We start from the raw sequence: 25,875 nt of genomic DNA, 5'->3' as shown, positions 1-25,875 counted from the left end.
AGACTGTCCGGTATGCCCTGGCTCGCTGCGCTTCGCCACACCGGTCGGGCCGGGCTGCACCTGGAGCGGGCGGTGGGGGATCCGGTGCGGGCGGCGCGCGGGGCCGGTGCGGTGGCGCTGGTGGTCTTCCCGGTGTTGGCGCTGCTCGGTCCGGTGCAGGCCACTTCGGCGGCGATGGGCGCGTTCATCGCCGGCACCGCGACCTTTCAGCGCAGCTTCCGGCCGCGCCGCTCGCTGGCGGTGGCGGCGGGCATCGGACTGGGCGTCAGCACCTTCCTCGGCTACCTGGCGGTCGGCGTGCCCGGGCTGTTCCCGGTGCTGCTGGCCGCCTGGTGCTTCGCGGCGGGGCTGGCCTGGGCGCTCGGCCCGACCGCCGGGGTGGTGGCCGCCAACACGGTGACCGTGATGCTGGTGGTCGTCCAACTGCCCGTCAGCGTGCCGACCGCGCTGGGTCACGCGCTGCTCTGCACGCTCGGCGGGGTGGTGCAGGCACTGGTGATCACCGTCTTCCCGGTGAAGGCCTGGGGCGCCCAGCGGGACGCGCTGGCGGACGCCTACGCCGAGCTGGCCGACTACGCCCGCCGGCTGCGGCACGATCCGTACGCCATCATCGACCCGGCGCCGCTGATGACCGCCCGGCACGCGGCCGCCCTGACGCCCTGGCAGGAGCGGCGCCGCCCGCCGGAGCTGCACGGGCTGCGCGGCATCGCCGAACGGATCCGGCCCACCCTGGCGGCGATCGCCGACCCCGAACTCGGCGCGGCCGCCGAGGGACCGGAGCGGGACCGGGCCCGGGAGCTGCTGGCGGGGGCCGCGCAGCTGCTGGACGCGCTGGCCCGGGCGATCCGGGGCGGTGACCCGGTGGCCTACCCGAAGTCGGCGCCCGCCGCGCTGGCCGGTCCGGTCGGGACGGTGCTGCACGGTCCGGCGCTGCGCGCCGCCCGCCGGCTCACCACCCTGCTGAGCCGGGCCGCCGACAGCCTGGACCAGTCCGGCGAGGACACCCTGTCCACCCCGATCCCGGGTTCCGGCGGCGCCCTGGTCCGTCCCGGCCTGGCCCGGATGGTCCCGGTGGCGCTGCGCACCGCCCGCCGCCAACTGCACGGCGGCTCGCCGGTCCTGCACCATGCCGTGCGGCTGTCGGGGGTGGTCACCGCGGCCTATCTGCTGGCCCGGCTGACCGGCCTGCACCACAGCTACTGGGCGGCGATGACCGCCGCGATGGTGATCCGGCCCGACTTCGGCCAGACCTTCAGCCGGGGTGTCGCCCGGGTGGCCGGAACGGTGGTCGGGGTGGTGCTGGCCACCGTGGTGGTGGAGTTGGCGCACCCGGGGACCTGGGCGTCCTGCGTGCTGGCCGTGGTCTGCATCGGCGGCGCCTACCTGACCCTGCGCACCGGCTACGCGCTGGCCACCACCTGCATCTCGGCCTATGTGGTCTTCCTGCTCGGCATCGACCAGGGCCACGCGGTGCAGACCGCCTACGAGCGGATCCTGATGACCCTGCTGGGCGGCGCGGTGGCGCTGGTCGGGTACGCGCTCTTCCCGACCTGGGAGACCGCCCGGCTGCCCGAGCGCACCGCCGAGTGGATCACCGCGGTGGGCCGGTACGCGGCCGCCGTGCTGGCCGGCTACGGCGATCCGGCCGGGCGCGACCCGCGGGCGGTGCGGCGGGCGCTGCTGGACCTGCGGGAGACCCGCTCGGCCTTCCTGCAGGCCCGGGAGCGGGCCGAGGCGGAGCCGGTGAGCCATGCCGTGCATTCCCCGCAGCTGAGCCGCAAGCAGCTGAACCGGGCCCGCGAGGCGGTCGGCCACCTGTCCCGGGTGTCGCTGCTGATGGAGGCGCACCTGCCGGGCCGGGAGGCCGAGCCGGTGCCGGGCGCGGCCGAGTTCGGCGAGCTGCTGGCCGAGGCGACGGCGGCGGCCGGGGCCGCCGTGCTGGCCGGCACACCGGTGGACTTCCGGCGGGTGCGGGCCGCGCAGCAGGCCTGGGAGGAGGCCGAGGCGCTGGCCACCGACCAGGAGCTGGTGCTCAGTCACCACCGCCCGGGGGCCCAGCAGGAGGTGGTCCGGGGCGGGATGCGGCTGCTGGTGACGGCGCTCGGCGAGCTGGAGCGGGCGTTGCGGAAGCCGAAGGGCCCGGTGCCGGCCGGTTCGGCACCGAACAGCTCGGCACCGGCCGGCTCGGCGCCGAGGAGCTCAGCCCGGCAGGCCTGAGGAGGTGTGGGACATCCAGTGGAACAGGCCCATGCCCACCGAGGTGGCCAGGTTGAAGCTGGACACCTGCGGGCGCATCGGGATCGCCAGCAGCGCGTCGGCCCTGGCCCGCAGTTCGGCGCTGACGCCGTGCCGCTCGGAGCCGAAGACCAGCAGCGCCTCGTCGGGCAGGGTGACCGAGCGGATGTCGGCGCCCTCGGGGTCGAGCACGTAGAGCGGGCCGGGCGGCAGTTCGTCGGGGGTCAGCCGGGCCACCGCGGTGGCGTAGTGCAGACCGGCGCCGGCCCGGACCACGCCCGGGTGCCAGGGGTCGACATCGCCGGTGGTGACCACGCCGGTGGCGCCGAAGCCGGCCGCGAGGCGGACCACCGCGCCGATGTTGCCGAGGTTGCGGGGGTTGTCCAGCACCACCACCGGGGCGCTGCGCGGCAGCGCGCGCAGCCGCTCCAACAGCGCGGCGCCGTCCGGCCGGACGGCCAGCGCGGCGACCCCGGTGGGGTGCGGGCGGGGGACCAGCTCGCGCAGCGCGGCGGCCGGCACCTGGACGGCGGCCGCGGCGATCGCCGCCGCCACGTCCGGGGCCAGCCGGTCGGCCAGCTCGGCCAGGCCCGCCGGGTCGGTGGTGAGAACCTGGCGGACCTCGCCGCCGAACCGCAGGGTGTGCTTGAGCGCGTGGAAGCCGTCGATCAGCAGGCTGTCCGGCTGCGCCGCCGTCTCGCGCCAGCGGCGCAGCGCGAGTCCAGTGGCTTGGTTGGTGGTCATTGCTTCTCGGCTTCTCCAGGACGGCCTGACGGCAGGTCAGTAGTACGCGCGCATCAGCTCGGTGGCCCACTGCGGCTGCTCGGTGGCGCCGAGCGGGCCGAACTCGGCCATCCAGGGCTTGAGATCGAGCACCGGGGTGCCGTCCACCGCGTCCAGGCCGAGGACGTGCAGGTCCAGGCCGTCCAGTCGGACCAGCCGGCAGCGGGAGACGCCGATCCGGTTGGGGCGGTTCTTGCCGCGCTGGGCGAAGATGCCGACCTCGGGCCAGTCGGGGTTGCCGCGCGGGCGGCGGGCGGTGGTCTCGATCTTCTCGGGAGCGACCTGGTGGAAGTGGAAGACCACCTCGAGGTGCGAGAAGGCGTCGAGTCCGCGCAGTGCCTCGGCGCTGTACCGGGCGGCGTCCAGCCGGATCACGGCGGCGACCTGTCCCCAGTCGTCGTCGAACACCTCGGTGCGGCCGCCGACCACCTGGCCGATCGGGTCCAGCTCAACCTGGTTGCTCATGGGGCTGATCCTGCCACCCGCTACCAGCTGAGCGGGTACCGCACCGGACTCTGGCCGAGCCGGCCGGGCAGCATGCCGATCGCCACCAGCAGCGCGGTGGCCAGCGCCAGCAGCGGCAGGAACGGCACCGGGTGCGGGCCCTGCAGCACCACGATCACCGCGGTGGCGGCGGCCGGGGAGTGCGAGAGGTGGGTGAGCATCATCGCGCCCAGGGCCAGCCCGCCGGCCACCGCCGCGCCCCAGGCAGTGCGACCGGTCACCGTGAGGGTGGCGAAGCCGGTGAGCGCCGAGAGTAGCTGCCCGCCGACCAGGTTGCGCGGCTGGGCGAGCGGCAGCCCGGGTGCGCCGTGCACCAGGGCGGCGCTGGCCGCCAACGGCGGGATCAGCAGCGGCTGGTGCAGCAGCACTCCGACGGCGACCAGCAGGAGCAGCGCGCCGATCGCGAAGGCGGCGGCGCGCACGGCGTGCAGCGGGTGGGGGCGGGGCGTGGACATGGGCGGCTCCGGCGGTCACGGGGTGCGGTGACTGGAGCGTAGGCAGGCCGGTTCTGCCGGGTGGAAGCGTTTTGCCCCCCGGGCAAGCGGACTGGACAGGGCGGACCGGACAGGGCGCGCGGCCCCGGACAGCCCCCTAGTCCCACTCCCAGCGGATGCCGGTCTGGCCGGGCTGCTGGTCGGTGGCGATGGCGTGGACGCTGGCGGAGGCGCCGATCCAGAGGCGTTCGCGCAGCTTGTCCTGCTCCTCGCCGCCGAGGCGTTCGTAGCGTTCGCAGTGGACCGGCAGGCTGGCCGGGTCGAAGTGCACCTGGAGGACGAACTCGCGCACGGGAACCGCGAAGCGGCGGGCGTAGACGGTGGACGGCCCGGCCGGCGGCAGCTCGACCTCGTACTCGAAGACGGCCGAGTCGCCGACCCCCAGCGGCCGGTCCAGCAGCAGTTCGGAGACCAGCAGTCCGATCTCCGGCTTGCGCCGCACCCGGCCCAGCCGGGCGTGCCGGACCGAGGTGATCTCGGGGCAGCTCGTCGAGTCCTCGTCGGCCTTCTGCACCACCAGGCAGCGGGTCACCCCGCTGACGGTGGCGCGGACCACCTGTCGGGTGCGCAGGGTCTGGCCCTGCCGGTCGGCGTTGACGTAGTAGGCGTCGTGGATGCTGAGCCGCTCCAGCTCGCCGATCGGCGGCGCGTCGAGTTCCTCGAAGACCTCGGCCACCCGCTGTTCCTCGGGCCAGAGTTCGGAGACCGGCATGCTGTCGGGCATCGCCTGGGTGACCCAGCGGCCGCGCGGGCGCGGCGGCCCGAGCAGGCTGGACAGGGTGGTGGAGGGCAGCCCGAGCAGCTCCTCCAGCAGGGCCACGGCCCGTACCGAGGAGGCCCGTTCGGGCTGGCTGCGACCGCGCCGCCAGTAACTCAGGGTGGTGACGCTGATCCTGACGCCGTGTTGGGCGAGCTCGGTGCGAATCCGGTCCAGGCTGAGGCCGCTTGCCTCGATGGCGCTGTGCAGGGTCTGCGCGAAGTTCCCCGTGGTGGTTACTGCGGTAGCGGGACAGGCGGCGGGAATAACAGGACTGAGGGTGGCCGGTTCCACCAAACGGAGGTGACCGGCGTTCTGCTGGTATGGCGTGCCCATGCGAATAACCTTCCCCACCAGCCGCCCCGTGGCCTGAAGAGATACGCGGCGGGACTGGCTCGGTGACGTTGTGGGGACGTCACCGAGCTGCAGGAACCTTACGCAGGCACCAGAGGCTACGTCATCAACCGCGCGCTATGACAGTGGTCACGACAAATTAACTTCACGTAACTGGTGGGGATCTCCAAACCGGTGAAACGAGAATGCAACAATCCCGCCGGTATCGGACGGTGGTCCGAAACCGGCGGGATGTCTCACTACCTGGGATTTCCCGCCAATTGGTGTCAGCGAGCTACCGGATAATGACGCGCAGTTGTCACCGCGCTCAGCTGCTCTCAGCCGACGTTCAGGGTCGCGTCGTCGATGACGAAGCTGGTCTGGAGGGAGGAGTCCTCGACGCCGGTGAACTTGAGGGTGACGCTCTGGCCGGCGTAGGCGGACAGGTCGAAGGTGCGCTGGGTGTAACCGGCGGCCGCGTCCACGTTGGAGTAGGTCTTCAGCGTGGTGCCGTTGGCGGTGACGGTCAGCTTGTCGAACGCGGTGCTGCCGGTCTCGGCGGTGTCGACGTGCAGCCAGAAGCTGAAGGTCGCCTTGCAGCCGGCCGGGATGGTGACGGTCTGCGAGACGGTGTCGGTGTGGCTGCTGCCGTAGCCGTCCATCCAGGCCTTCCAGCTACCGCCGTGCGCGGCCTCGGAGGAGGAGTTGTCGACCACGCCGCTGGAGGTGGTCCACGGGGCGGCGGAGCCGGTCTCGAAGCCGGAGTTGCCGAGCAGCTGGGCCGGGGTGCAGCCGGTGGAGCCGCCCGCGACGGTGAAGGTGAAGCTGGTGGAGCCGGTGGCGCCGGTGGTGTCGGTCGCGGTGACCGTCACGGTGGCGGTGCCGGCGGTGGTCGGGGTGCCGCTGATCAGGCCCGAGGTGCTGATCGACAGGCCGGCCGGCAGGCCGCTGGCCGAGTAGCTCAGGGTCTGGCCGGCAGCCGAGTCGGTGCCGCTGACCTGCAGCGAGACCGCGGTGCCCACGGTGCCGTTCTGGTTGCCCGGGTTGGCGACGGTCACGGTGTTGCCGGTCGAGCTGGAGCCGCCGAGCAGGGCGGTGGTCAGCGCGTCGGCGACCGGGGTGCCCCAGCCGGTGACCTGGTCGTAGCCGGTCTTGGTGGAGAAGTCCTGGTTGGCGCCGGTCTTCACGTCGTGGAAGGTGGTGCCGTACGAGGTGCCGTTGGCGACCTTGTAGATGGCCGGGTTGGCCTCGCCGAGGTTCGGCTTGGCGGCCGCCTTGGCCTTCTGGTTGAACAGCGCGATGTAGCCGGACCAGAGCGGGGCGGCGGCGCTGGTGCCGCCGTAGACCTGCCAGCCCGGGGCGCTGGTGCCCTGGGTGTAGATCGCGAAGCCGCTCTGCGGGTCGGCGTTCGACGACACGTCGGGCACGGTGCGCATGGTGCCGGTCACGCCGGTGCCGGTCTGCCAGGCGGGCTTGGAGAACTGGGTGGAGACGCCGCCACCGGCGGTGCTCCAGGCGCTCTCCGAGGAGTAGGTGGTGCCGGAGACCTTGAGGTTGGTGCCGCCGACACCGGTGACGTACGGGTCCGAGGCGGGGTAGTCGACCGCCTTGACGGTGGAGCCGCTGGTCGAGCGGGTGCAGTCGCGCGAGCCGTCGTCACCGGAGGCGGAGAAGACCGAGATGCCCTGGGCGGCGGCCTGCTTGAAGGAGTTGGAGACGGTGGTCATCACCGAGGCGACGGTGTCCGGCTCGCAGGAGCCCCACGAGATGGAGATGACCGAGACCTGGTTGTCCGCCACGATCTTGGCGGCCATGTCGATCTCGCCCTGGTCGCTGTTGGGGGCCTCGTAGACCAGCTGGGTGGCCTTGGGCGCGACACCGCGGACGATCTCGCTGTCCAGCTCGACCTCGCCCTGGCCCTGGCCCGGGGCGCTGTCGTAGTTGGCGCCGTCCACCGAGACGGTGCTGACGGCCGGGCCGCTCAGGCCGAACTGGGTGTCGTAGGTGCTGAGGTTGGACGACTTGTAGCCGTCGAACTCCCAGAGCGCGACCTTGACGCCGGTGCCGTCCGCGCCGACCTTGTTCAGGTTGTAGGCGCCGTCGTACTGGCTCGGGCCGAAGCCGCTCGGGGTGGCGTTGGGGGTCGCGTTGTTGGGCTTCGCCAGGCGGGTGGTGCGGACCGTGTGGTTGCTCAGGCCGCTGACGCCCTCGACCAGGTTGGCCACGTCGCTCGGCAGCGAGGCGGCGGCGTCGTTGGCGAAGAAGTTGCGCTGTGCGTCGGCGTCGAAGTACGCGCTCTCGTGCGTCGCGAAGGCGGCCTGGATCTGGTCGACGGAGCCCTTGACGTCGACCACCTGGCGGTTGGCGCTGACCGTGGCGGTCAGGCCGTGCGAGGTGAGGTAGCGGACCACGTGGTCGATGTCGGCCTGGGTCGGGGCGTAGCGCGCGGCGAACTGCTCCGGGGTCAGGTACTGGCCGTAGACCGAGGAGCCCGGGTTGGCGACGTCGGCCAGGAACTTGTCCAGGTCGGCGGTGTTGCGCAGCTTGAGGCCGACGGCCACCGAGAGCTGCTCGGCGGCGGCGACGTCGCCCTTCTTCTGCGAGTGCGCCACCGCCGGGGTCACGGTGTTGGGCAGCGCGACGCGCGGGGCCGCGGCGTTCGGCGTGGTGGCGGCCTGGGCGCTGCTGAGGCCCAGGGAGGCGGCCGTCAGCGGCAGCAGGGCTATCGACGCTGCGAGGGCGAGGCTACGGGGACGCACGGGCTCCTCCTCCGGCCGGCATGGGGACCGGCAAGGGGTCATAGCGTTCCGGGGTCGTGAACGCTTGGAAGAACATCCCAGAAATTCCCTGTGAGTTGACCCAAAGGCAGGTAATGAAATGCCAAAGAACAGTCAAGTGTGGAAAAGTGGAATCTGAACTGAATAGCGGCGTTTTTATACAGTTAATGCGCCGATCCGGACCTTTACGACTAACTGGTCTGGTCCTCTGCGCGGTAACCGGTCACCGGGCAGCCGCCGCCGGCGGCCGGCGGGAATGTGCCGAGATCGGCGATCCGGAAGCCGTAGCGGTAGCCCTTGACCTCGGGGTTCTGCCGGGCGAAGTGCGGGGCCCGCCGGGGCGGCAGCGCGCGCACCACCCGGGCCCGCAGCCGCAGCGCCCTGGTCACCACGGCGGTGGTGGCCGGCGACGGGTCCGGATAGCGGAAGGCCCGGCGCAGCGGCTCGTCCAGCAGCGCCATGCTCGCCTTGCGGACCAGCGGGCGCAGTCGGCTCGGGTACCAGGAGGCCATCAGGTCCAAGGTGGCGTCGGAGACCCGGCGGGCGCCCTCGTCCCAGCCGAAGTGCGCGGCCTCGTAGGCGTCCAGGCAGTCCTCGAAGTCCTGGAAGCGCTGCGGGATCTCCTTGATCCCCATCAGCTTGCCCAACTGGCGGTAGTAGGCGGCGGTGGCGCGCAGTTCGTGCTCGCTGAGCCGGCGCCAGCCGTAGGCGTCGATCCACCGCTTGGGCATCACCACGAAGGTGCACAGGACGTACCGCATGTCCTCGTTGCTGATCTCGTAGCGCTGGTGCATCTGGTTGATCCGACGGATCGCGGTGCGCCCGCGCTCGGTGTCGAAGCCGTGCTCGGTGACCGCGCCGAGCAGCAGCGAGGTGTCGTCGTAGCGCTTCTGCGAGCGGTCGGTCAGCTCGGCGGTCTCGTCCAGCAGGCGGCCGATGCTGGGCACCGCGTAGGTGCGGTACAGGGCGAGCTCCAGGGCCCGGGTGTGGTCCCAGGGGAACTCGTAGGTCGCGGTGAGGCGGTAGATCTCCAGGAAGTCCCGCTCGGGGTCGAGCCGGCGGATCTGACGCAGACGGTCGAAGCGCTTCATAGCGCCGTATGGTCGCACAGCGGGACGGGACCTGAGCAGGGCTCAGATCCCGTCCGTCCGGTCTCAGTCGGCGGGTGCGCCCAGCCAGCGGGTGAGCGCCGCGCGCAGCTCGGCGCGGCTCGGGTCGGCGGCCGCCCAGGCCGCGTAGCCGTCCGGGCGGACCAGCAGCACGGTGGAGCGCAGCTTGCCGTGCGGGTCTGCGGGCGCGGCGCGCACCAGCCGGTCGGCCCAGGGGGCGCTGGCCTCCTGCTCCAGCCCGCTGAACGGTGCGCCCGGGGCCCGCTCGTCCGCGCTGACCAGCACGAACCGGCCCTCGCGCAGCGCCTCGTAGAGCCGGGCGGGCCGCCCGGGGGCGTCCACCGCGAGCCGCAGGTCCGGCACCCGGCGCCCGGCCAGCGGGTGCGCGCCGCGCTCGGCCGGGTAGCTGATCCCGATCCCGGAGACCATCCGGGCCCCCCGGGAGATCAACGGGCTGACCGTGTCGGCCAGCGCGGTGACCACCGAGCGGACCGCCCGGGTGGCCGTGCTCTGCGCCAGCGCCAGCCGGATCAGCCCGCCGGAGGTGCGCAGCACCATCTTCCCGACCGGGTGCCGCTCCTCCTGGTAGCTGTCCAACAGGCTGTCGGGCGCCGAGCCCTTCAGCACCGCGGCCAGCTTCCAGCTCAGGTTGGCGGCGTCCTGCAGCCCGGTGTTCATGCCCTGGCCGCCGGCCGGGGAGTGGCAGTGCGCGGCGTCGCCGGCCAGCAGCACCCGGCCGTCCCGGTAGTTCGGCACCTGGCGCTCGTCGCTGTGGAACCGGGACATCCAGCGGGCGTCGTGCAGGCCGTAGTCGGCGCCCAGGGTGCGGCGGGTGATGTCGGCGATCTCGGCCAGCTCCACCGGTGCGTCGTCGGGCAGTTGGCGGGTCCGGTCCCAGGCGATCACCCGGTACCAGCCGTCGCCGAACGGGGCCAGGAAGCCGAAGCCGTCCTCGGTCGCGCCGACCGTGAGCACGCCGCTGGGCGCCCGCTCCAGCCGGACGTCGGCCAGCAGCACCGAGCTGACCACCGACTCGCCCGGGTACGGGATGCCGACCAGCTCCCGGACCGTGCTGCGTACCCCGTCGGTGCCGACCACGTACTTGGCGCGCAGCTGCCGGCTGCCCTCCTCGGTGGCCACCTCCAGGGTCACGCCCTCGGCGTCCTGCCGCAGCGCGGTCAGCTCGTGGTCCCGCAGCAGTGTCGCGCCCGCCTTCAACGCCCGCTCCTGCAGCAGACGTTCGGTCTGCGACTGAGGGGTGATCAGGACGAACGGGAACCGGCTGGGCAGCTTGCCCAGGTCCAGGTGGAGCCGGCCGAACAGGCGCAGCTCGCCCAGCGTGGAGCCGGTGGCGATCAGGTCCTCGGCCAGGCCGCGGGCGTCCAGCAGCTCCAGGGTCCTGGCGTGCACGGTGAAGGCACGGGTCAGGTTGGACTCCTTGCCGCGCTTCTCCAGCAGGGTCACCCGGATCCCGGCCGCCGCCAGGTCGCCGGCGAGCAGCAGGCCGGTCGGGCCGGCCCCGACCACCACGACATCGGACTCGGTCAGCTGGTCGGTCATGCACATCTCCCCGTACTCGCTCCGGCGCTCCTGCGAAGGGTTTTCAGTCCCCTCTCAGCTTCCCATCATCGCGGGCCCATCCGGCACTGTGAATCTCCTTCGCATGACAGTGACAGAGTCAGCCGTCGTCACGCGCACCATGCTGGTCGAGGTGGTGGTCCCGGTCTACAACGAGGAGCACGTGCTGGAGCGCTGTGTGCGCCGGTTGCACGGCTACCTGGACGAGACCTTCCCCTACCCCTTCCGGATCACCGTCGCCGACAACGCGAGCACCGATGGGACCTGGGCGGTGGCCACCGCGCTCGCCTCGGAGTTCGCGCAGGTCCGGGCCGTCCACCTGGACCTCAAGGGCCGGGGCCGGGCGCTGCGCCAGGTCTGGGGTGCGAGCGAGGCGGACGTGGTCGCCTACATGGACGTCGACCTCTCGACCGGCCTCGAGGCCTTCCTGCCGCTGGTCGCCCCGCTGCTCTCCGGGCACAGCGACCTGGCGATCGGCAGCCGCCTGCACCGTGGCTCGGCGGTGGTGCGCGGACCGAAGCGCGAGTTCATCTCGCGCACCTACAACGTGCTGCTGCGCGCCACCATGGCGGCCAAGTTCTCCGACGCCCAGTGCGGTTTCAAGGCCGCTCGCGGTGATGTGATCAAGCGCTTGCTCACCGAGGTGGAGGACAACGCCTGGTTCTTCGACACCGAGCTGCTGCTGCTCGCCGAGCGCAGCGGCCTGCGGATCCACGAAGTCCCGGTGGACTGGGTGGACGACCCCGACAGCCGGGTGGACATCGTCCGGACCGTCCTCGACGACCTGCGCGGCATGGCCCGGGTGGCCCGCCGCTCACTGGCCGGTCGGGGCCGGGTGGACCTGCCGGTGCGGGTCCGGCAGGCCAAGCTGCCGCCCGGGCTGGGCTGGCAGTTGGCGAGCTTCGCGGTGGTCGGCGCGCTGTCCACGGCGGCCTATGTGCTGCTCTACCTGGCGCTGCGTCAGCTGATGCCCGCGCTGGCGGCGAACTTCCTGGCCCAGGCGCTGACCGCGGTGGCCAACACGGCCGCGAACCGGCGCTTCACCTTCGGCGTGACGGGCGCTCAGGACGCGCTGAAGCACCAGGTGGAGGGCGGCATCGCGTTCCTGATCGGGCTCGCGCTGAGCAGCGGGGCGATCGCCCTGCTGGGCACGGCCGCACCGGGCGCCTCGCACACCACGGAGCTGCTGACGCTGGTGCTGGCGAACGCCGTGGCCACCCTGGTGCGGTTCGGGCTGCTGCGGGTCTGGGTGTTCAACCCGAAGCGGGCCGGTCGGGGGCGCGAATAGATCACCGGCATAAATTCGGAGGTGCGCCGGTGGTCGGTACCCCTAGCATTCCGGGCACGTTGGCGACGGATCGTCCGTGCCCGCCGGAGAGGTAGTCCAGTGACCGAGGTACTTGCCGTGATGAGCCTTGCGGAGGAGACCGTGGCGGCCGCCATGGCCCGCGTCCTGCCGCCGGAGCTGTCCGAGCGAGACCCGCTGGTCCGACCCTCCGAGCACGCCGACTTCCAGTCCAACGTGGCGCTCTCACTGGCCAAGCAGGCCGGTCGGCCGCCACGCGAGCTGGCCCGGGCACTGCACGCCGAGCTGGCCGACGGCGCCGTCAGCGCCACCCTGTCCGGGCCCGGGTTCCTGAACCTGCGGGTCAGCGACGCGCAGCTGTGGACGCAGGTCGGGGCCCGGCTCGCGGACCACCGGCTGGGCGTCGGCGAGCCGCTGAGCGGCACCCGGACGGTGGTCGACTACTCGGCGCCGGGCATCGCCAAGGAGCTGCACGTCGGCCACCTGCGGTCCACCGTGATCGGGGACGCCCTGGTCCGGGTGCTGGGCTTCCTGGGCACCGAGGTGGTCCGGCAGAACCACCTGGGCGACTGGGGCACCCAGTTCGGCATGCTGATCCAGTACCTCGAGGAGCACCCCGAGGCCGGCTGGCAGCAGGGCGGTCCGGGCGAGCGGGTCAGCGCCCTGGACGGGCTGTACCGGGCGGCGCGGCAGAAGTTCGACGCCGACCCGGAGTTCGTCGAGCGGGCCCGGCTGCGGGTGGTCGCGCTGCAGGCCGGCGACGAGGCGACGCTGGCGGTCTGGCGGGAGCTGGTCGCCGTCTCCACCCACGCGTTCCAGCAGGTGTACGACCGGCTCGGAGTGCTGCTCACGCCCGAGGACGTGGTCGGCGAGTCGGCCTTCAACCCGTTCCTGGACGAGGTCGTGGCGGAGCTGGTCGAGGCCGGTGTCGCGGTGGAGAGCGACGGCGCGCTGTGCGTCTTCTTCGAGGACGTCACCGGGCCCGACGGCGCTCCGGTGCCGCTGATCGTCCGGAAGAAGGACGGCGGCTACGGCTACCCGGCCACCGACCTGGCCGCGCTGCGGTACCGGCTGCAGAAGCTGCGGGTCGACCGGATCCTCTACGTGGTCGACGCCCGGCAGTCGCTGCACTTCCAGATGGTCTTCGCCACCGCTCGGCGGGCCGGCTGGCTGACGGACCCGGTCGAGGTGGTGCACGTGCCGTTCGGGATGGTGATGGGCCCGGGCGGGACGCCGTTCAAGACGCGGTCCGGCACCACCGTGCGGCTCGCCGACCTGCTGGACGCGGCGGTGGAGGGTGCCCGCCGGGCGGTGGCGGACAAGCCGCACGAGCTGGGCGGCGAGGCGCTGGAGACGGTGATCCGGGCGGCGGGCATCGGCGCGGTCAAGTACGCGGACCTGTCGAGCTCCCGGGCGAAGAACTACGTCTTCGACATCGAGCAGATGGTCTCGCTGCAGGGCAACACCGGTGTCTACCTGCAGTACGCGCACGCCCGGGTCCGGCGGATCCTGGACAAGGCGCCGGCGCAGGCGTCGGCCTCGCCGCTCGACCCGACCGCGCCACTGCACCCGGCGGAGCGCGCGCTGATCCTGCTGCTCGACGGCTTCGACGCGGTGCTGCGCGAGGTGGCGGCCGAACTGGAACCGCACCGGCTCTGCGGCTACCTGTTCTCCCTCGCGAAGGCGCTCACCGACTTCTACGGCGCCTGCCCCGTCCTCAAGGCGGAGACGGCGGGCCTGCGGACCAACCGGCTGGCGCTGTGCCGGCTGACGGCGCAGACCCTGGCCAAGGGGCTGGACCTGCTCGGCCTGCAGTCGCCGGAACGGATGTAGCGGGGCCGCTGCCCCGGACGGCGGCGCGAGGAGATTCCCCCGGACGGCCGGTGGGCCCCTGCCCGGTGACGGGAGGGGCCCACCGCTGACCGTGTGACCTGGTGTCAGGCCGGGCGGCGGACCTCGACCACGCGGAAGCGGTTCGCCACGAAGGCGGCGTCCGTGTAGGCGGCGTTGGCGGCCGGGTTGGCGCCGGTGCCGTGCAGGTCGGAGAAGGCGGCGGTCTGGTTGGGGTAGACGCCGCCGGTGAGGTTGAGCGACAGGCAGACGCCGCTGTCCAGGCAGGCCCGGACGAGCTGCTGGTCCACCTCGGGGGAGGTGGTGTAGCCGGTGGCGGTCATCGCGCCGTTCTCCGTGACGCTCTGGCGCAGCAGCTCGACGGCGTCGGCGGTGGAGTCGACGGCGACCGCGAAGTAGACGGGGCCGAAGCACTCGGTGAGGAAGTGCGCACGGTCGTCCGGCTTGTGCGCCTCGACCTTGACCAGGGCGGGGGTGCGGATGGTGGCGCCGGGGAACTCGGCGGACTCCACCACGCGCGGGGCGAGCGCGAGGTCGCCGTACTCGCCGCCGGCGGCGGCCGCGCTGCGCTGCAGCACCGCCGGGTTGACCACGGCGCCCAGGATCGCGGCGGCGCGGGCGTCGTCGCCGAGCAGGCCCTCGATCGCGCGGCCGAGGTCGGCGACCACCTCGTCGTAGGACTTGGTGCCCTGGTCGGTGTCGACGCCGGTGCGCGGGATCAGGATGTTCTGCGGGGTGGTGCACATCTGGCCGGTGTAGAGCGAGAGGGCGAAGGCCAGGTTGTTGAGCATGCCCTTGTAGTCGTCGGTGGAGTCGATGACGACGATGTTGACGCCGGCCTTCTCGGTGTAGACCAGCGCCTGCTTGGCGTTCTGCTCCAGCCAGTCGCCGAACTCCGTGGAGCCGGTGTAGTCGATGATCCGCACGTCCGGGTGGAGCGCGAGCGTCTTCGCGACGCCCTCGCGGTCGCGCTCGGCGGCCAGCGTGACCAGGTTCGGGTCGAAGCCGGCCTCGCCCAGCACGTCGCGGGCGATCCGCACGGTCAGCGCCAGCGGCAGCACCGCGCGCGGGTGCGGCTTGACCACGACCGGGTTGCCGGTGGCCAGCGAGGCGAACAGGCCCGGGTAGCCGTTCCAGGTGGGGAAGGTGTTGCAGCCGATCACCAGCGCGGTGCCGCGCGGGACGGTGATGAACTCCTTGGACAGCACCAGCGGATCCCGCTTGCCCTGCGGCTTGGTCCAGCCGGCCTTGGCGGGCAGCTTGGCCTGCTCGGCGTAGGCGTAGGCCACCGCCTCCAGGCCGCGGTCCTGGGCGTGCGGGCCGCCGGCCTGGAAGGCCATCCCGTAGGCCTGGCCGGTGGTGTGCATGACGGCCTGGGCCATCTCGTGCGAGCGGGCGTTGATCCGGGCCAGGATCTCCAGGCAGACGGCGGCGCGCGCGGCCGGGCTCGCGGCGGCCCAGCCGGGGGCGGCCGTGGCGGCGGCGGCGAGCAGCGCGTCCACCTCGGCGCGCGGGTAGCTGATGTCCAGCTCGATCCCGTACGGCGAGACCTCGGTGCCGACCAGGTCGCCGGCCGCCGGGTGGCCGGGCAGCGCGAACGGGCTGCCGAGCAGCGAGTCGAAGGCGGCCTGTCCGTCGGCCTGGCCGGTCTCACCGTAGGCCTTGGGGAACTCGGGGTACGGCGACCAGTAGTCCCGCTCGGCGAGCGCGGTCAGCGCCCGGGAGAGGGTGTCCTTGTGACGCTCGATCAGTTCGTCGACGGGGGCCATCTGGCGCTCCTCAGGAAAATGACAGTCCGGTGCTGACGCTCCTCAGCGTAACCGAACGATCGGTCGGGTCAAGAGTGCCGCCCGGGTGAGGAGCCGGGAACGCGCCGGGGATACTCAGGTGTATGGCCGAGAACCCGAACCGCACCACGTACACCGTCGACTCGTTGCTCGCGGTCACGGTGCAGGTCTTCAACACGCGTGGTTACGACGGCACCTCGATGGAGGACCTGTCGCGGGCGGCCGGGATCTCCAAGTCCTCGATCTACCACCATGTGCGCGGCAAGGAGGAGCTGCTGCGACTGGCGGTCGGCCGGGCGCTGGACGGGCTGTTCGGCATCCTGGACGAGCCGGCGGCGGTCGAGGGGCGCCCGGTGGACCGGCTGGAGCACGTGGTGCGGCGCACCACCGAGGTGCTGATGGCCGAGCTGCCGTACGTCACCCTGCTGCTGCGGGTGCGTGGCAACACCGGCACCGAGCAGTGGGCGCTGGAGCGGCGACGGGACTTCGACCACCGGGTGGCGGAGCTGGTCCGGGAGGCGGTGGCGGCCGGTGAGCTGCGCGCCGACGTGGAGCCCCGACTGGCGACCCGGCTGCTCTTCGGGATGATCAACTCGATCGTGGAGTGGTACCGCCCGGGCACCTCGCACACGGACGGGGTGGCGGACGCGGTGGTCCACCTGGCCTTCGACGGCCTGCGGGCGTAGCCGCCCCGGTCGACCAGGGCCGGACAGGCCCTAGGTCGGCGGCACCCGGTCGGTCTCCTCGAAGACCAGCAGGGTCTGGGTGGAGAGCACCCCCGGGATCGACTGCACGCTGCCCAGCACCAGCTCGCGCAGCGCCCGGTTGTCGGCGGTGTGCACCAGCATCAGCACGTCGAACTCGCCGCCGACCAGCGCGATGTGCGCCACCCCCGGCAGCTCCAGCAGCTGGTCGCGGACGCTCCGCCAGGAGTTCTGGACGATCTTCAGGGTGACGTAGGCGCTGGCGCTCTGCCCGGCCCGTTCGTGGTCGACCCGGGCGGTGAAGCCGCGGATCACCCCGTCCTCCATCATCCGGGCGATCCGCGCGTAGGCGTTGGCCCGCGAGACGTGCACCCGCTCGGCGACCGAGCGCACCGAGGCCCGGCCGTCCTGCTGCAGCAGGCGCAGGATCGACCGGTCCACCCGGTCCAGGCCCCGTTCGGCCTGCGCCGGCTGCACTGCCTGGGCCGGTAGCGGGGGTCTGCCACCCGGTCCGGCCATTTGTTCAGCGCCCATGTCCCCCAGCCCTCCGATGATGGACGTGCTGCTTTCAGCAGACTGCTGTGACGGCCGATTGTCCAGCACCTTCCACGCGCTGTGGCCACAATGAAAAGACAACCGAACAATCGGTTGGGAGGCAATCCCCCGCTCAGTCACCCGGCTCCCCACTTGCCCTCCCCCACCCCTTGGAGGTGCCCAGATGACCGTCCTCGACCACCGGCCCACGATGCCGGTGCCCGGCTGGCTGCCCGGTGCGACCGGCCCCCGGACCGATCCCGCACCCCTGCTGCCCGACGACTCCCCGGTCCGGGTGCTCGGCACCACCGGCCTGGACAAGTACGACCCCGACCTGCTGCGCGAGCTGTACCGCCGCCTGGTGGTCGGCCGCCGCTACAACCAGCAGGCCACCACCCTCACCAAGCAGGGCCGGCTGGCCGTCTACCCGTCCTCCACCGGCCAGGAGGCCTGTGAGGTGGCGGCCGCGATGGTCCTGCAGGAGCAGGACTGGCTCTTCCCGAGCTACCGCGACACCCTCGCGGTGGTCGGCCGCGGCGTCGACCCGCTGCAGGCCCTCACCCTGCTGCGCGGCAACGCGCACACCGGCTACGACCCCCGGGCCACCCGCACCGCCCCGCTCTGCACCCCGCTGGCCACCCAGGCCCCGCACGCGGTCGGCCTGGCGCACGCCGCCCGGCTGCGCGGCGAGTCGGTGGTGGCGCTGGCCATGCTCGGCGACGGCGGCACCAGCGAGGGCGACTTCCACGAGGCGCTGAACTTCGCCGCCGTGCTGAACGCCCCCGTGGTCTTCCTGGTGCAGAACAACGGCTACGCCATCTCCGTCCCGCTCACCAAGCAGTCCGCCGCCCCGAGCCTGGCCCACAAGGCCGTCGGCTACGGCATGCCGGGCCGACTGGTCGACGGCAACGACGTGGTGGCCGTGCACGAGGTGCTCGCTGAGGCGATGGAGCGCGCCCGCAGCGGCGGTGGCCCGACCCTGGTCGAGGCGCTGACCTACCGGCTGGAGGCGCACACCAACGCCGACGACGCCACCCGCTACCGCCAGTCGGAGGAGGTGACGGCCTGGCAGGAGCACGACCCGGTGCTGCTGATGGAGCGTCAGCTCAAGGCCCTCGGACTGCTGGACGAGGCCGCCGTGAGCAGCGCGAGCGAGCAGGCGGAGGCACTGGCGGCCCGGATGCGGGCCGAGTTCCACGCCGAGCCGCAGCTCGACCCGGCGAGCCTGTTCGCCCATGTGTACGCCGAGCCGACCACCCAACTGCGCGAGCAGGCCGAGCAGCTGGCGGCCGAGCTGGCAGCGGAGGGCGACCGGTGACCACTGTGACCGCTGCCCGTACGGCCACCATGGCGCAGGCGCTCAACGCCGCGCTGCGCGACGAGATGCGCGCCGATCCGACCGTGCACCTGCTGGGCGAGGACGTCGGCCAGCTCGGCGGCGTCTTCCGGATCACCGACGGCCTGGCCGCCGAGTTCGGCGCCGACCGCTGCCTGGACACCCCGCTGGCCGAGGCGGGCATCCTGGGCACCGCCATCGGCATGGCGATGTACGGGCTGCGCCCGGTGGTGGAGATGCAGTTCGACGCCTTCGCCTACCCGGCGATGGAGCAGCTCGTCTCGCACGTCGCCAAGATGCGCAACCGCACGGCCGGCAAGCTGGCGCTGCCGATCACCGTCCGGGTGCCGTACGGCGGCGGCATCGGCGGGGTCGAGCACCACAGCGACTCCTCCGAGGCGTACTACGCGGGCACCCCCGGCCTGCACGTGGTCACCCCGGCCACCGTCGGCGACGCCTACGGGCTGCTGCGCGCCTCGATCGCCTCCGACGACCCGGTGATCTTCCTGGAGCCCAAGCGGCTCTACTGGTCCAAGGCGGAGCTGGACACCGCCGCCGAGGTCGCGCCGGTGGGCCGCGCGGTGCTGCGCCGCACCGGGCGCTCGGCGGTGCTGATCACCTACGGCCCCTCGCTGCCGGTCTGCCTGGAGGCGGCCGAGGCGGCCAAGGCCGAGGGCTGGGACCTCGCGGTGCTGGACCTGCGCTCGCTGGTGCCGTTCGACGACCAGACGGTCTGCGAGGTGGTCCGCTCGGTCGGCCGCGCGGTGATCGTGCACGAGTCGACCGGCTTCGGCGGCGTCGGCGCCGAGATCGCCGCCCGGGTCACCGAGCGGTGCTTCCACCACCTGGCCGCCCCCGTGCTGCGGGTCACCGGCTTCGACATCCCGTACCCGCCGCCGATGCTCGAGCACCACCACCTCCCCGGGGTGGACCGGATCCTGGACGCGGTCGCCAAACTGCAGTGGGAGGAGTGACCGTGATGCCGATCGTGCGCGAGTTCACCCTGCCCGACCTGGGCGAGGGGCTGACCGGTGCGGAGGTGGTGCGCTGGCTGGTGGAGGTCGGCGAGGTGATCGCCGTGGACCAGCCGGTGGTGGAGGTGGAGACCGCCAAGGCCGTGGTGGAGGTGCCCTGCCCGTACGGCGGGGTGGTCACCGCGCTCTTCGGCGAGGTGGGGGAGGAGCGCGAGGTCGGGCAGCCGCTGGTGACGGTGGCGGTCTCGCCGGAACCGGGGGCCGAGGTGCCCATGCCGGAGGCGGAGAACGAGCGCCCCCTGGTGGGCTACGGCGTGGCCGAGGGCGGCAAGGGCTCGCGCCGGCGGCGGGTGGGCGGTGCGCCTGTCGCCGCGCCGGTGGCCGCGCCGGTTGCTGTCGCACCCGCTCCCGCTCCCGCCGTGGTCGCCGTCATCTCGCCGCTGGTGCGCAAGCTGGCCCGGGAGAACGGCGTCGAGCTCACCGCGCTCACCGGCAGCGGCCCCGACGGTCTGATCATGCGGGCCGACGTGGAGCGGGCGATCAGGGCCGCGACTGCTCCGGTGGCTGTGGCGGCCCCGGTGGCCGCAACCGCCGGTGAGTCGGTGCCGCTGCGCGGCCTGCGCCGCACGGTGGCGGAGAAGCTCACCCGCAGCCACCACGAGATTCCGGCGGTCACCGTCTGGGTGGACGCGGACGCGACCGAACTGCTGGCCGTGCGCGCGCAGATGAACCAGGCACCGGACGCCCCGAAGGTCAGCCTGCTCGCGTTGTTCGCCCGGATCTGCGTGGCCGCACTGGCCCGCCACCCGGAGCTCAACACCAGCGTGGACCTGGACCCGACCGGCCACCCGGTGGCGATCCGCCGCCACCAGGCGGTCCATCTGGGCTTCGCCGCGCAGAGCGAGCGCGGCCTGGTGGTCCCGGTGGTGCGCGACGCCCAGCAGCTGACCACCGAGCAACTCGGCGCCGAGCTGGGCCGGTTGACGGCTTCCGCGCGGGCCGGTTCGCTCACTCCGGCCGAGCTGACCGGTGGCACCTTCACGCTCAACAACTACGGCGTCTTCGGCGTGGACGGCTCCACCCCGATCCTCAACCACCCGGAGGCGGCGATGCTCGGGGTCGGCCGGATCACGCCCAAGCCCTGGGTGTTCGAGGGGCAGTTGGCGGTCCGTCAGGTCACCCAGCTGTCGTTCACCTTCGACCACCGGGTCTGCGACGGCGGTACGGCGGGCGGCTTCCTGCGGTTCGTCGCGGACTGCGTGGAGCGACCGGGGATGCTGCTGCGGCAGGTCTGAACAGCAGGGGAACACGGAAGCCAAGGCTGCGGCGGTCATCATGAAGACCGCCGCAGCAAAGCCGGGCCCGAATCCGCCCCATCTACAGTGGTTCGAGTGGGCCTCCTCATCTACAACAAATGGCGTTGTAGATCTACAACACCTCTTGCACCTTTCTCTTGTGGATGTAGAAGAGGTGGCCACAGTGCTCGCCGACACTCTCGTCCATCGGAAAATCCAGGCGGCCTGTGCGGTCTCACGGTCGACCGCCTCGTAAAGAGCGGTTTTTCTTCAGCACGCAACGGCTACATGCTTCGCATTTGTGGGCCGCTTCCCGCGTACGGATGTCCCGCAGACCCGGGCTGAACAGGTTGTCGTCAAGCGGGTACCTGTTGGGGCAGGTCGTCACACCGCCCCTCACCCGGAGGCGGCGGAGGCGGACAGCAGACCGGAGAACCTTGATCGTTCTCAGGGTGGTGGCCACCACCCTGCCCCGGAACTCACCTGGCATCAGGCTACCGAGCCCGCCACGCATCTTGCCGTTCTTGAGAATCGGCAGCCTGGCGGTGTCTGGGAGGATTGCCAGGCTGCCGAGATGGGTGATGCTCAGTGGTAAACGCTGGCGCCCGTCAGGTAGAGGGCGCAGACGGTGCCGGTGGCGCTGCCGCCGATCAGGACAGCTTTGGCGGGGTGAGTACCCCCGCGCCAGGCGGTGAAGGCGGCTGCGCAGCCGATGTGCAGGGCCACGGACAGCGCGAGAAGCAGCGTTAGTACCTGAAGTGTGGACATTGCCAGCTCCCTGAGATGTGTGGTGCCTCGAGTGAGGACCGGTCGGGAGGAGACGCTGCCTGTCCTGTGGTGTGTCCTGCTGCTGTCTGATGCGGAGTTGGACAGATTCGCTGTCGAGGTGCTGGTGGCGGGCCTAACCTTGCGGTGTCGGCCGGTGTCCGTTGCGGACACAGCGAAGCATGGGGTGGGGAATGGGCAAGGCGCCCGACATCTTTGAGGACCTGCGGCGGGTGGGGACCTTCAAGCGGGACCTTCTGGGCACACGACCGTCGGACAATGCTTTGTCCAAGGCTGCGGAGGTGAGGTCCCGCGACACGGTCGGGAGGTGGCTGCGCGGGGAGAGCCTCCCGCAGCAGCTGGAGCAACTGCTGACGGTCTTGGCAAAGATCCGGGCCGAGGCTCACAAGCAGGGCGTCCTGAACGCCCCGGCCGGCGCGGGGGAGACCATTGCGGACCTGCTGGCCGAGGAACGCTGGCGCGGGACATGGGCTGCCGAGCAGGGACGCCGGGCGCAGGTGACGCGTGAGGGCGTCGAACGGCAGAAGGCCCGCAAGGCCTTGGAAGATGAGGCCGATCCAAGCACCCGGCCTGCCAGGCTGAACGGCACCGCAACACCCTCGCCTCTCGCCTCGGACTTGGACACCCACTCTGATGACAGGTCCCAGGAGCGATCCGATAGAGGGCGCCCTAGGGGGCATGCCTGGAAACCTTCCCGCAGCCCTCGGGCCAAGTGGGCGAGGATCACGACCGCGGTCAGCCTCCTCTCCGTTGTCGGGCTCGTATGGTTTGTCGCAGACGGATCGTCCCCAATGCATCAGCCAGCCCCGCTGCTCAAGGCAGTCGGCCCGGCGGCGGCTCCCGATTGGCTGCCCAAAAGCCCGGACCACAACGGCGAGAAGGTCCGGGACGACTGCCTTCACGGTAGTAAGGGGATTACCTCGGTGTCCGTGACGGCCGGCGGCAAAACCCTGGGCGCCCTGTATCTGATGGCAAACCACACAATTGGCTCGTGCGACCTGGTCTGGGCGGAGTTCGACCTGGACACCGAATACGCGACCATGAACGGCCGGCTCGGGGCTGGCATCGCGCGAGTCGAGGTGACCCTCATCGACGGGCCCAACGAACTCACCTTCTGCTGGGGCGATACCTCGGACGAGTGCGCCCCGATGCCGGCCGGCAAAAGCAGCTCCGATCCTTCCGAACGGAGAGTCGTAACCGCGGGGGCCAGCGCCTACCTCACCGACGCCTTCTCCGCCCGGGTCGCCGTCACGATGCTCCCGACCTCTTGATGGGTTTCGCTGGCGGGTGGTGAGTTCCGGGTTCCGCGGCGCTACGAAGGGGTCGCCGGGCAGACCTCGGCTGGCGCGCCTACCGCCGCCTTCGCGCCCGCCTCAGGCTCCCGCCTCCCCCACTGAGCGCCGGCCTGGCGGCTGATCAGCGGCCCCGCGCACCTTCCCAGTGCACGGGGCCGCTGTGTGTCTACCGCCAGGTTCAGGCGCAGTGGGGCACGCCGGGCACGTTGTGGAACGCGGCCGCGTAGTCCACATACGGCGCGAAGGTATAGGCAGCCCCCACGTAGAGGTCCCCGCCGCCGTTGAAGTCCACCTGCGTAGTGCGGTACCACACGTCGCCGGCATTGCCGACGTATCCCCCGGCCACCCAGCAGATCGCCACGATGTAATCGCCCGGCGAGAGGGTGAGATTGCCGCCGACCTTGCTGGATCCCGCATCGGGGGCCGTGTACACGCCCACGTGGTCGCTGGTGTCCAGCTGGATCAACAGCGGACGGTCGCCGTAGTGGTTCGGGTTCGGGTCGGCAGACGCCTGCGAGGTCGCGCACAGGACGGACGCCCCAGCCAGGGCGAGCGCAGCAAGAGTCTTGATCGCACGAGTCATCGTATGTTTCCCCCGTTTCCTCCCAGCCCTCCAGTTGGGCCGGGCGGTACACGAGCACATCGCAGCCCGGCCATGCAGTCCAGTCGAGAATCGGCCAGGATGCGCTCGAACCGATCGGCCCGGCCGATCAGCGTATTGATCCGTGCCAGCGTCCACCGCTGGTCCGCCCAGCCGTGAACCAGCGAACCACGCTCCAACTCCCGCTCCAGCCTGACGATCTGGACCTCACTGAGCCGAGGTCTGCCCGGCGACCCCTTCGACAGGACGCCGGCCTCGCCGCCCTCGCGCCAGGACCGGCGCCACCGTTCGACCGACCGCACGCTGGTCCCCAGGACAGCGGCAACCTCTGCGGTCTTCTGCCCGCCCTTGAAACGAAACGCTCCACGGCCTGAAGCCGTAACCGCTCCCGCGTGGTTCTCTGGTCGCGGACTGCCTGGAACGGCAAGGGATGCTGCTGCGGCAGGTCTGATCGGAGTGGGTGGTCGGGCCCGGCGGGGGCGTGGTGTCCTGATCGGACCTGGTCAGCCGGATGGTGGTGACGACCCCGAGGGCGACGCCGGCGAGCGCGAGCGTGAAGACGATCGCCAGGACCACGATGATCAGGGCGTCCTCGGTGCCGGGCCTTACCGGCGGATGCCGATGAGGCGGTAACCGAGCCGAGCGCCGAGGCCCTGCACCAAGTCGTCGGCCTGCTGGTGGGTGAGGGCGAGCAGGAGCTGTTCGCCGGGTCCGAGCTGGATGTCGAGATCCACGGCGGCTCGGAGCTGGACGGCCGCGTCGGGCGCGGACTCGACGTCGAGGTGGGCGACGGTGGTCCGCTCGGTGTGGATCAGCTGGGTGACCAGCGGGATCACGACTCCCATGCGCCGCTCACCTCAGCTCGCTTGACGAGGTCGAGGAGGTTGAGCAAGGTACTGACAGGGGCGTTGCCGAACTTCACCAGGACGTGGCCATCGACCGTGCCGTTGGTCCGGGCGGAGCCCCAACGCAGGCCCAACTTCGCACCACGCTGCTGGAGTTCGCGGATCAGCTCGGTGACCTGGGCGTCGGTGTACTCGCGCATCGCGGGGTCGGTCGGCGCGATCGGCCGGTGGTGGGGGCCGGTCATGCGGCGGAGTCCAACTCGAACCAGACGCGCTTGCCCCCGCGCCGGTGCGGGGCGGCGCCGAACCGGTGGGTGAGCGAGCGGACCAGGTGCAGGCCCCGGCCGGACAGCTCGTAGGGGTCGGCGGAGCGGGTGCGCTGCTCGGGCAGGGCTGGGCTGTCGTCGGCGACGGACACCCGGAGCGTGCGCAGCGCCCGGTCGGCGAGGAGCGCGACCACCACGACGGGCGCGGGACTGCCGCCGTGCTTCCAGGCATTGACGAAGAGCTCGTGCAGGGCGAGCTCGGCGTCCGCGATGAGCTCGGCGGACCAGCCGGCGGCGGTAAGGAGGTCGCGCAGCTCCTGCCGGGCGGCGGACCAGTCGGGCGGCTCGGGGGAGATGGGCAGGGTGCAGGAAGGCATGGGGGAACTCCGTGGTGAGGAGGGTGAATTTCGCCGACCGGCGGATTCGTCGCCGTGAGCCAGGCCGGGGCGCGGCTGCTCTGCGGTGCGAGGGCAGCAGGCGCCTACTGCCCTGGGAAAGAGCGTTACTGACGATCCGTCGGATCGGTACAGCAGCGACCATAGCGCAGGTCGCGTAAAAATTTACGCGACTAGGCGGAACTTCCCTCTTTCGTGGCTGCGACCACGCTGCACGCTGCGGCAGACTGGTCTCAGCAGCCGCAGAGAGGACACCATGGCCCTTCGACCGCCCCCGACCCTTCGTCAGCGTCGCGTGGGTGCCGAGCTGCGCAGGATGCGGGAGCAGGCCGGCCTCGGAGGTAGCGAACTCGCCCGGCTGCTCGGCGTCGCTCCGGCTCAGATCACGCAGATGGAGACGGCGAGGACCGGGATCAGCGTGGAACGCCTGTATGCCATCGCCGATCTGTGCATGTGCACCAACGAGCCCCTCGTGCATGCCCTGGCTGACATGATCACCGATCGAAGCAAGGGCGGATGGTGGGAGGAGTACCAGGGAGTGCTCTCAAGCAACTTCCTCGATGTCGCGGAACTGGAAGGGCACGCGACGGAGCTCACCAGCTTCAATTTGGCTTACATCCCCGGGATGCTTCAAACCCGCTCCTACGCCAACTCCCTGTTTACAAGAGGGCTTCTCCCCCTTCCGAAGCAGGAGATCGACATCAGGACCACCTTCCGCCTCCGCAGGCAGCAGGTGGTTCGGTCCGGCAAGACGCCGTACTCGGCGCTCCTGCACGAAGCCGCCCTGCGCGGCCAGTTTGGCGGGCGTGCAGTGCTCTGCGACCAGCTGTCCTCGCGCATCGAGGACTCCGAGCTTCCTGGGATCTCCATCAGAGTCGTGCCGTTCGATGCGGCAGTCCTTCCGATCCCCAGCGAGGACATCGGCCACATGGCAGGGCCAGTACCGGAGTTGGACACTGTCCAGGTGGATGCCTTCTACGGATCTCACCTCGTGGAGTCGCCCGCTCAGCTGGGACGTTATCGTGCAGCACTTGAGCGCGTCGGGTCTATGGCGCTCTCAGAACACCAATCACGAGATTTCATCCGCTCGATCATGGAAGAGATGCAGACCAGGCATGACTAGTTCGGCGTGGCAGAAGTCCAGCTACAGCACCAACAGCAATGAGTGCGTCGAGGTCCGCACCGCCGATGGTCTGATCGAACTCCGCGAGTCCGACGAGGGCGACATCATCGTCCGCACCACCCCGACCAAGTTCGCCAAGTTCCTCCAGGGCGTCAAGGCCGGCGAGTTCGACCACTTCGCCGACTGACGCACGGACGGACGGCCGCC

At 71.5% G+C, this 25,875-nt stretch carries 24 protein-coding genes and 1 pseudogene; 10 read left to right on the top strand and 15 right to left on the bottom strand.

Annotated elements, in window-relative coordinates; all coding sequences use genetic code 11:
* Window positions 1-12 precede the first annotated feature (12 nt).
* Window positions 13-2,217: an FUSC family protein gene (locus BR98_RS22285; protein WP_063774824.1), complete on the top strand. Its 2,205-nt coding sequence runs from the start codon at window positions 13-15 to the stop codon at window positions 2,215-2,217.
* On the opposite strand, the gene BR98_RS22280 is transcribed toward BR98_RS22285, so the two are convergent.
* The 7 genes from BR98_RS22280 to BR98_RS22250 form a co-directional block, all read right to left on the bottom strand.
* The gene (locus BR98_RS22280) at window positions 2,200-2,979 is read right to left on the bottom strand and encodes a TrmH family RNA methyltransferase (protein ID WP_035847187.1); all 780 of its coding nucleotides are present in this window, start codon (window positions 2,977-2,979) and stop codon (window positions 2,200-2,202) included. The two genes, BR98_RS22285 and BR98_RS22280, sit on opposite strands and share 18 nt — an antisense overlap.
* 36 nt (window positions 2,980-3,015) lie before the next feature.
* Window positions 3,016-3,483 (bottom strand): SAM-dependent methyltransferase, encoded by a 468-nt coding sequence (locus BR98_RS22275; RefSeq protein WP_035847186.1) that lies wholly within the window; start codon window positions 3,481-3,483, stop codon window positions 3,016-3,018.
* Window positions 3,484-3,503: 20 nt separating this feature from the next.
* Complete coding sequence (locus BR98_RS22270; protein WP_035847185.1) at window positions 3,504-3,977, bottom strand: HPP family protein; 474 nt, start codon at window positions 3,975-3,977, stop codon at window positions 3,504-3,506.
* 136 nt (window positions 3,978-4,113) lie between these two features.
* On the bottom strand, window positions 4,114-5,109 hold the full coding sequence (locus BR98_RS22265) for a hypothetical protein (RefSeq protein ID WP_051970057.1): 996 nt from the start codon (window positions 5,107-5,109) through the stop codon (window positions 4,114-4,116).
* Window positions 5,110-5,444: 335 nt separating this feature from the next.
* Window positions 5,445-7,865, bottom strand: a complete 2,421-nt coding sequence (locus tag BR98_RS22260) for a protease pro-enzyme activation domain-containing protein (RefSeq protein WP_051970056.1) — start codon at window positions 7,863-7,865, stop codon at window positions 5,445-5,447.
* 209 nt (window positions 7,866-8,074) lie between these two features.
* Window positions 8,075-8,974 carry an oxygenase MpaB family protein gene (locus BR98_RS22255; RefSeq protein WP_035847184.1) on the bottom strand — a complete coding sequence of 300 codons (900 nt, stop codon included), beginning with the start codon at window positions 8,972-8,974 and terminating at the stop codon, window positions 8,075-8,077.
* A gap of 63 nt (window positions 8,975-9,037) precedes the next feature.
* Window positions 9,038-10,552 carry an FAD-dependent monooxygenase gene (locus BR98_RS22250; RefSeq protein ID WP_035847183.1) on the bottom strand — a complete coding sequence of 505 codons (1,515 nt, stop codon included), beginning with the start codon at window positions 10,550-10,552 and terminating at the stop codon, window positions 9,038-9,040.
* Between the two features lie 103 nt (window positions 10,553-10,655).
* Here BR98_RS22250 and BR98_RS22245 point away from each other — a divergent pair, with 103 nt between their 5' ends.
* Window positions 10,656-11,858 carry a bifunctional glycosyltransferase family 2/GtrA family protein gene (locus tag BR98_RS22245; RefSeq protein WP_035847182.1) on the top strand — a complete coding sequence of 401 codons (1,203 nt, stop codon included), beginning with the start codon at window positions 10,656-10,658 and terminating at the stop codon, window positions 11,856-11,858.
* A gap of 99 nt (window positions 11,859-11,957) precedes the next feature.
* A complete protein-coding gene (gene argS / locus BR98_RS22240; RefSeq protein WP_035847181.1) occupies window positions 11,958-13,709 on the top strand; it encodes an arginine--tRNA ligase in 1,752 nt (583 codons plus the stop codon).
* A 104-nt stretch (window positions 13,710-13,813) separates the two neighbouring features.
* Here the strand turns inward: argS and paaN are convergent, their stop codons facing one another.
* Window positions 13,814-15,496 carry a phenylacetic acid degradation protein PaaN gene (paaN, locus tag BR98_RS22235; protein WP_035847180.1) on the bottom strand — a complete coding sequence of 561 codons (1,683 nt, stop codon included), beginning with the start codon at window positions 15,494-15,496 and terminating at the stop codon, window positions 13,814-13,816.
* 122 nt (window positions 15,497-15,618) lie between these two features.
* Here paaN and BR98_RS22230 point away from each other — a divergent pair, with 122 nt between their 5' ends.
* On the top strand, window positions 15,619-16,200 hold the full coding sequence (locus BR98_RS22230) for a TetR/AcrR family transcriptional regulator (protein ID WP_035847179.1): 582 nt from the start codon (window positions 15,619-15,621) through the stop codon (window positions 16,198-16,200).
* 30 nt (window positions 16,201-16,230) lie between these two features.
* Here the strand turns inward: BR98_RS22230 and BR98_RS22225 are convergent, their stop codons facing one another.
* Window positions 16,231-16,752 carry an Lrp/AsnC family transcriptional regulator gene (locus BR98_RS22225; protein ID WP_051970055.1) on the bottom strand — a complete coding sequence of 174 codons (522 nt, stop codon included), beginning with the start codon at window positions 16,750-16,752 and terminating at the stop codon, window positions 16,231-16,233.
* Window positions 16,753-16,936: 184 nt separating this feature from the next.
* Between BR98_RS22225 and pdhA the strand changes: the two genes are divergently transcribed.
* From pdhA to BR98_RS22210, 3 genes are read left to right on the top strand one after another with little or no spacing between them, the layout of a single operon-like run.
* Window positions 16,937-18,070, top strand: a complete 1,134-nt coding sequence (gene pdhA / locus BR98_RS22220; protein WP_035847177.1) for a pyruvate dehydrogenase (acetyl-transferring) E1 component subunit alpha — start codon at window positions 16,937-16,939, stop codon at window positions 18,068-18,070.
* 29 nt (window positions 18,071-18,099) lie between these two features.
* Window positions 18,100-19,062 (top strand): alpha-ketoacid dehydrogenase subunit beta, encoded by a 963-nt coding sequence (locus BR98_RS22215; protein WP_051971137.1) that lies wholly within the window; start codon window positions 18,100-18,102, stop codon window positions 19,060-19,062.
* A gap of 5 nt (window positions 19,063-19,067) precedes the next feature.
* Window positions 19,068-20,357 (top strand): dihydrolipoamide acetyltransferase family protein, encoded by a 1,290-nt coding sequence (locus tag BR98_RS22210; protein ID WP_035853406.1) that lies wholly within the window; start codon window positions 19,068-19,070, stop codon window positions 20,355-20,357.
* 585 nt (window positions 20,358-20,942) lie between these two features.
* Here the strand turns inward: BR98_RS22210 and BR98_RS22205 are convergent.
* Entirely contained in the window at window positions 20,943-21,125 is a 183-nt protein-coding gene (locus BR98_RS22205; RefSeq protein WP_035847175.1) for a hypothetical protein, read from the bottom strand.
* Between the two features lie 191 nt (window positions 21,126-21,316).
* Here BR98_RS22205 and BR98_RS22200 point away from each other — a divergent pair, with 191 nt between their 5' ends.
* Entirely contained in the window at window positions 21,317-22,414 is a 1,098-nt protein-coding gene (locus tag BR98_RS22200; RefSeq protein WP_157537882.1) for a hypothetical protein, read from the top strand.
* A 202-nt stretch (window positions 22,415-22,616) separates the two neighbouring features.
* Here the strand turns inward: BR98_RS22200 and BR98_RS22195 are convergent, their stop codons facing one another.
* The 5 genes and pseudogenes from BR98_RS22195 to BR98_RS22180 all read right to left on the bottom strand — a co-directional run bounded on the left by BR98_RS22195 (window position 22,617) and on the right by BR98_RS22180 (window position 24,527).
* Window positions 22,617-23,021 carry a hypothetical protein gene (locus BR98_RS22195; RefSeq protein ID WP_035847173.1) on the bottom strand — a complete coding sequence of 135 codons (405 nt, stop codon included), beginning with the start codon at window positions 23,019-23,021 and terminating at the stop codon, window positions 22,617-22,619.
* 119 nt (window positions 23,022-23,140) lie between these two features.
* Window positions 23,141-23,466: pseudogene (locus BR98_RS42795) on the bottom strand (helix-turn-helix domain-containing protein); the annotation flags it as partial.
* Window positions 23,467-23,644: 178 nt separating this feature from the next.
* The gene (locus BR98_RS22190; protein WP_035847172.1) at window positions 23,645-23,884 is read right to left on the bottom strand and encodes a hypothetical protein; all 240 of its coding nucleotides are present in this window, start codon (window positions 23,882-23,884) and stop codon (window positions 23,645-23,647) included.
* Complete coding sequence (locus tag BR98_RS22185; RefSeq protein WP_035847171.1) at window positions 23,872-24,129, bottom strand: hypothetical protein; 258 nt, start codon at window positions 24,127-24,129, stop codon at window positions 23,872-23,874. The genes BR98_RS22190 and BR98_RS22185 overlap by 13 nt, the downstream gene beginning before the upstream one ends.
* Complete coding sequence (locus BR98_RS22180; RefSeq protein WP_035847170.1) at window positions 24,126-24,527, bottom strand: ATP-binding protein; 402 nt, start codon at window positions 24,525-24,527, stop codon at window positions 24,126-24,128. Before BR98_RS22180 ends, BR98_RS22185 begins: the two co-directional genes overlap by 4 nt.
* A 313-nt stretch (window positions 24,528-24,840) precedes the next feature.
* Between BR98_RS22180 and BR98_RS22175 the strand changes: the two genes are divergently transcribed.
* Together BR98_RS22175 and BR98_RS22170 are read left to right on the top strand one after the other, a co-directional pair.
* Window positions 24,841-25,668 (top strand): helix-turn-helix domain-containing protein, encoded by an 828-nt coding sequence (locus BR98_RS22175; RefSeq protein ID WP_198042267.1) that lies wholly within the window; start codon window positions 24,841-24,843, stop codon window positions 25,666-25,668.
* On the top strand, window positions 25,661-25,855 hold the full coding sequence (locus BR98_RS22170) for a DUF397 domain-containing protein (protein WP_035847168.1): 195 nt from the start codon (window positions 25,661-25,663) through the stop codon (window positions 25,853-25,855). Before BR98_RS22175 ends, BR98_RS22170 begins: the two co-directional genes overlap by 8 nt.
* Window positions 25,856-25,875 lie beyond the last annotated feature (20 nt).

Source organism: Kitasatospora azatica KCTC 9699 (assembly GCF_000744785.1).
GTDB classification, from domain to species: Bacteria; Actinomycetota; Actinomycetes; order Streptomycetales; family Streptomycetaceae; genus Kitasatospora; species Kitasatospora azatica.
Note: the sequence above shows the minus strand (reverse complement) of the source record. Positions and strands in the feature narration are given on the sequence as shown.

Excerpts from the sequence above, each read along its gene's own strand:
- BR98_RS22280 (WP_035847187.1), bottom strand. The coding sequence starts at position 2,979 with ATGACCACCAACCAAGCCACTGGACTCGCGCTGCGCCGCTGGCGCGAG.
- BR98_RS22210 (WP_035853406.1), top strand. The coding sequence starts at position 19,068 with ATGCCGATCGTGCGCGAGTTCACCCTGCCCGACCTGGGCGAGGGGCTG.
- BR98_RS22205 (WP_035847175.1), bottom strand. The coding sequence starts at position 21,125 with ATGTCCACACTTCAGGTACTAACGCTGCTTCTCGCGCTGTCCGTGGCC.
- paaN (WP_035847180.1), bottom strand. The coding sequence starts at position 15,496 with ATGGCCCCCGTCGACGAACTGATCGAGCGTCACAAGGACACCCTCTCC.
- BR98_RS22215 (WP_051971137.1), top strand. The coding sequence starts at position 18,100 with ATGGCGCAGGCGCTCAACGCCGCGCTGCGCGACGAGATGCGCGCCGAT.
- BR98_RS22225 (WP_051970055.1), bottom strand. The coding sequence starts at position 16,752 with ATGGGCGCTGAACAAATGGCCGGACCGGGTGGCAGACCCCCGCTACCG.
- BR98_RS22185 (WP_035847171.1), bottom strand. The coding sequence starts at position 24,129 with ATGACCGGCCCCCACCACCGGCCGATCGCGCCGACCGACCCCGCGATG.
- BR98_RS22180 (WP_035847170.1), bottom strand. The coding sequence starts at position 24,527 with ATGCCTTCCTGCACCCTGCCCATCTCCCCCGAGCCGCCCGACTGGTCC.
- pdhA (WP_035847177.1), top strand. The coding sequence starts at position 16,937 with ATGACCGTCCTCGACCACCGGCCCACGATGCCGGTGCCCGGCTGGCTG.
- BR98_RS22250 (WP_035847183.1), bottom strand. The coding sequence starts at position 10,552 with ATGACCGACCAGCTGACCGAGTCCGATGTCGTGGTGGTCGGGGCCGGC.
- BR98_RS22270 (WP_035847185.1), bottom strand. The coding sequence starts at position 3,977 with ATGTCCACGCCCCGCCCCCACCCGCTGCACGCCGTGCGCGCCGCCGCC.
- BR98_RS22275 (WP_035847186.1), bottom strand. The coding sequence starts at position 3,483 with ATGAGCAACCAGGTTGAGCTGGACCCGATCGGCCAGGTGGTCGGCGGC.
- BR98_RS22170 (WP_035847168.1), top strand. The coding sequence starts at position 25,661 with ATGACTAGTTCGGCGTGGCAGAAGTCCAGCTACAGCACCAACAGCAAT.
- BR98_RS22195 (WP_035847173.1), bottom strand. The coding sequence starts at position 23,021 with ATGACTCGTGCGATCAAGACTCTTGCTGCGCTCGCCCTGGCTGGGGCG.
- BR98_RS22200 (WP_157537882.1), top strand. The coding sequence starts at position 21,317 with ATGGGCAAGGCGCCCGACATCTTTGAGGACCTGCGGCGGGTGGGGACC.
- BR98_RS22190 (WP_035847172.1), bottom strand. The coding sequence starts at position 23,884 with ATGGGAGTCGTGATCCCGCTGGTCACCCAGCTGATCCACACCGAGCGG.
- BR98_RS22230 (WP_035847179.1), top strand. The coding sequence starts at position 15,619 with ATGGCCGAGAACCCGAACCGCACCACGTACACCGTCGACTCGTTGCTC.
- BR98_RS22265 (WP_051970057.1), bottom strand. The coding sequence starts at position 5,109 with ATGGGCACGCCATACCAGCAGAACGCCGGTCACCTCCGTTTGGTGGAA.
- BR98_RS22255 (WP_035847184.1), bottom strand. The coding sequence starts at position 8,974 with ATGAAGCGCTTCGACCGTCTGCGTCAGATCCGCCGGCTCGACCCCGAG.
- BR98_RS22285 (WP_063774824.1), top strand. The coding sequence starts at position 13 with ATGCCCTGGCTCGCTGCGCTTCGCCACACCGGTCGGGCCGGGCTGCAC.
- BR98_RS22245 (WP_035847182.1), top strand. The coding sequence starts at position 10,656 with ATGACAGTGACAGAGTCAGCCGTCGTCACGCGCACCATGCTGGTCGAG.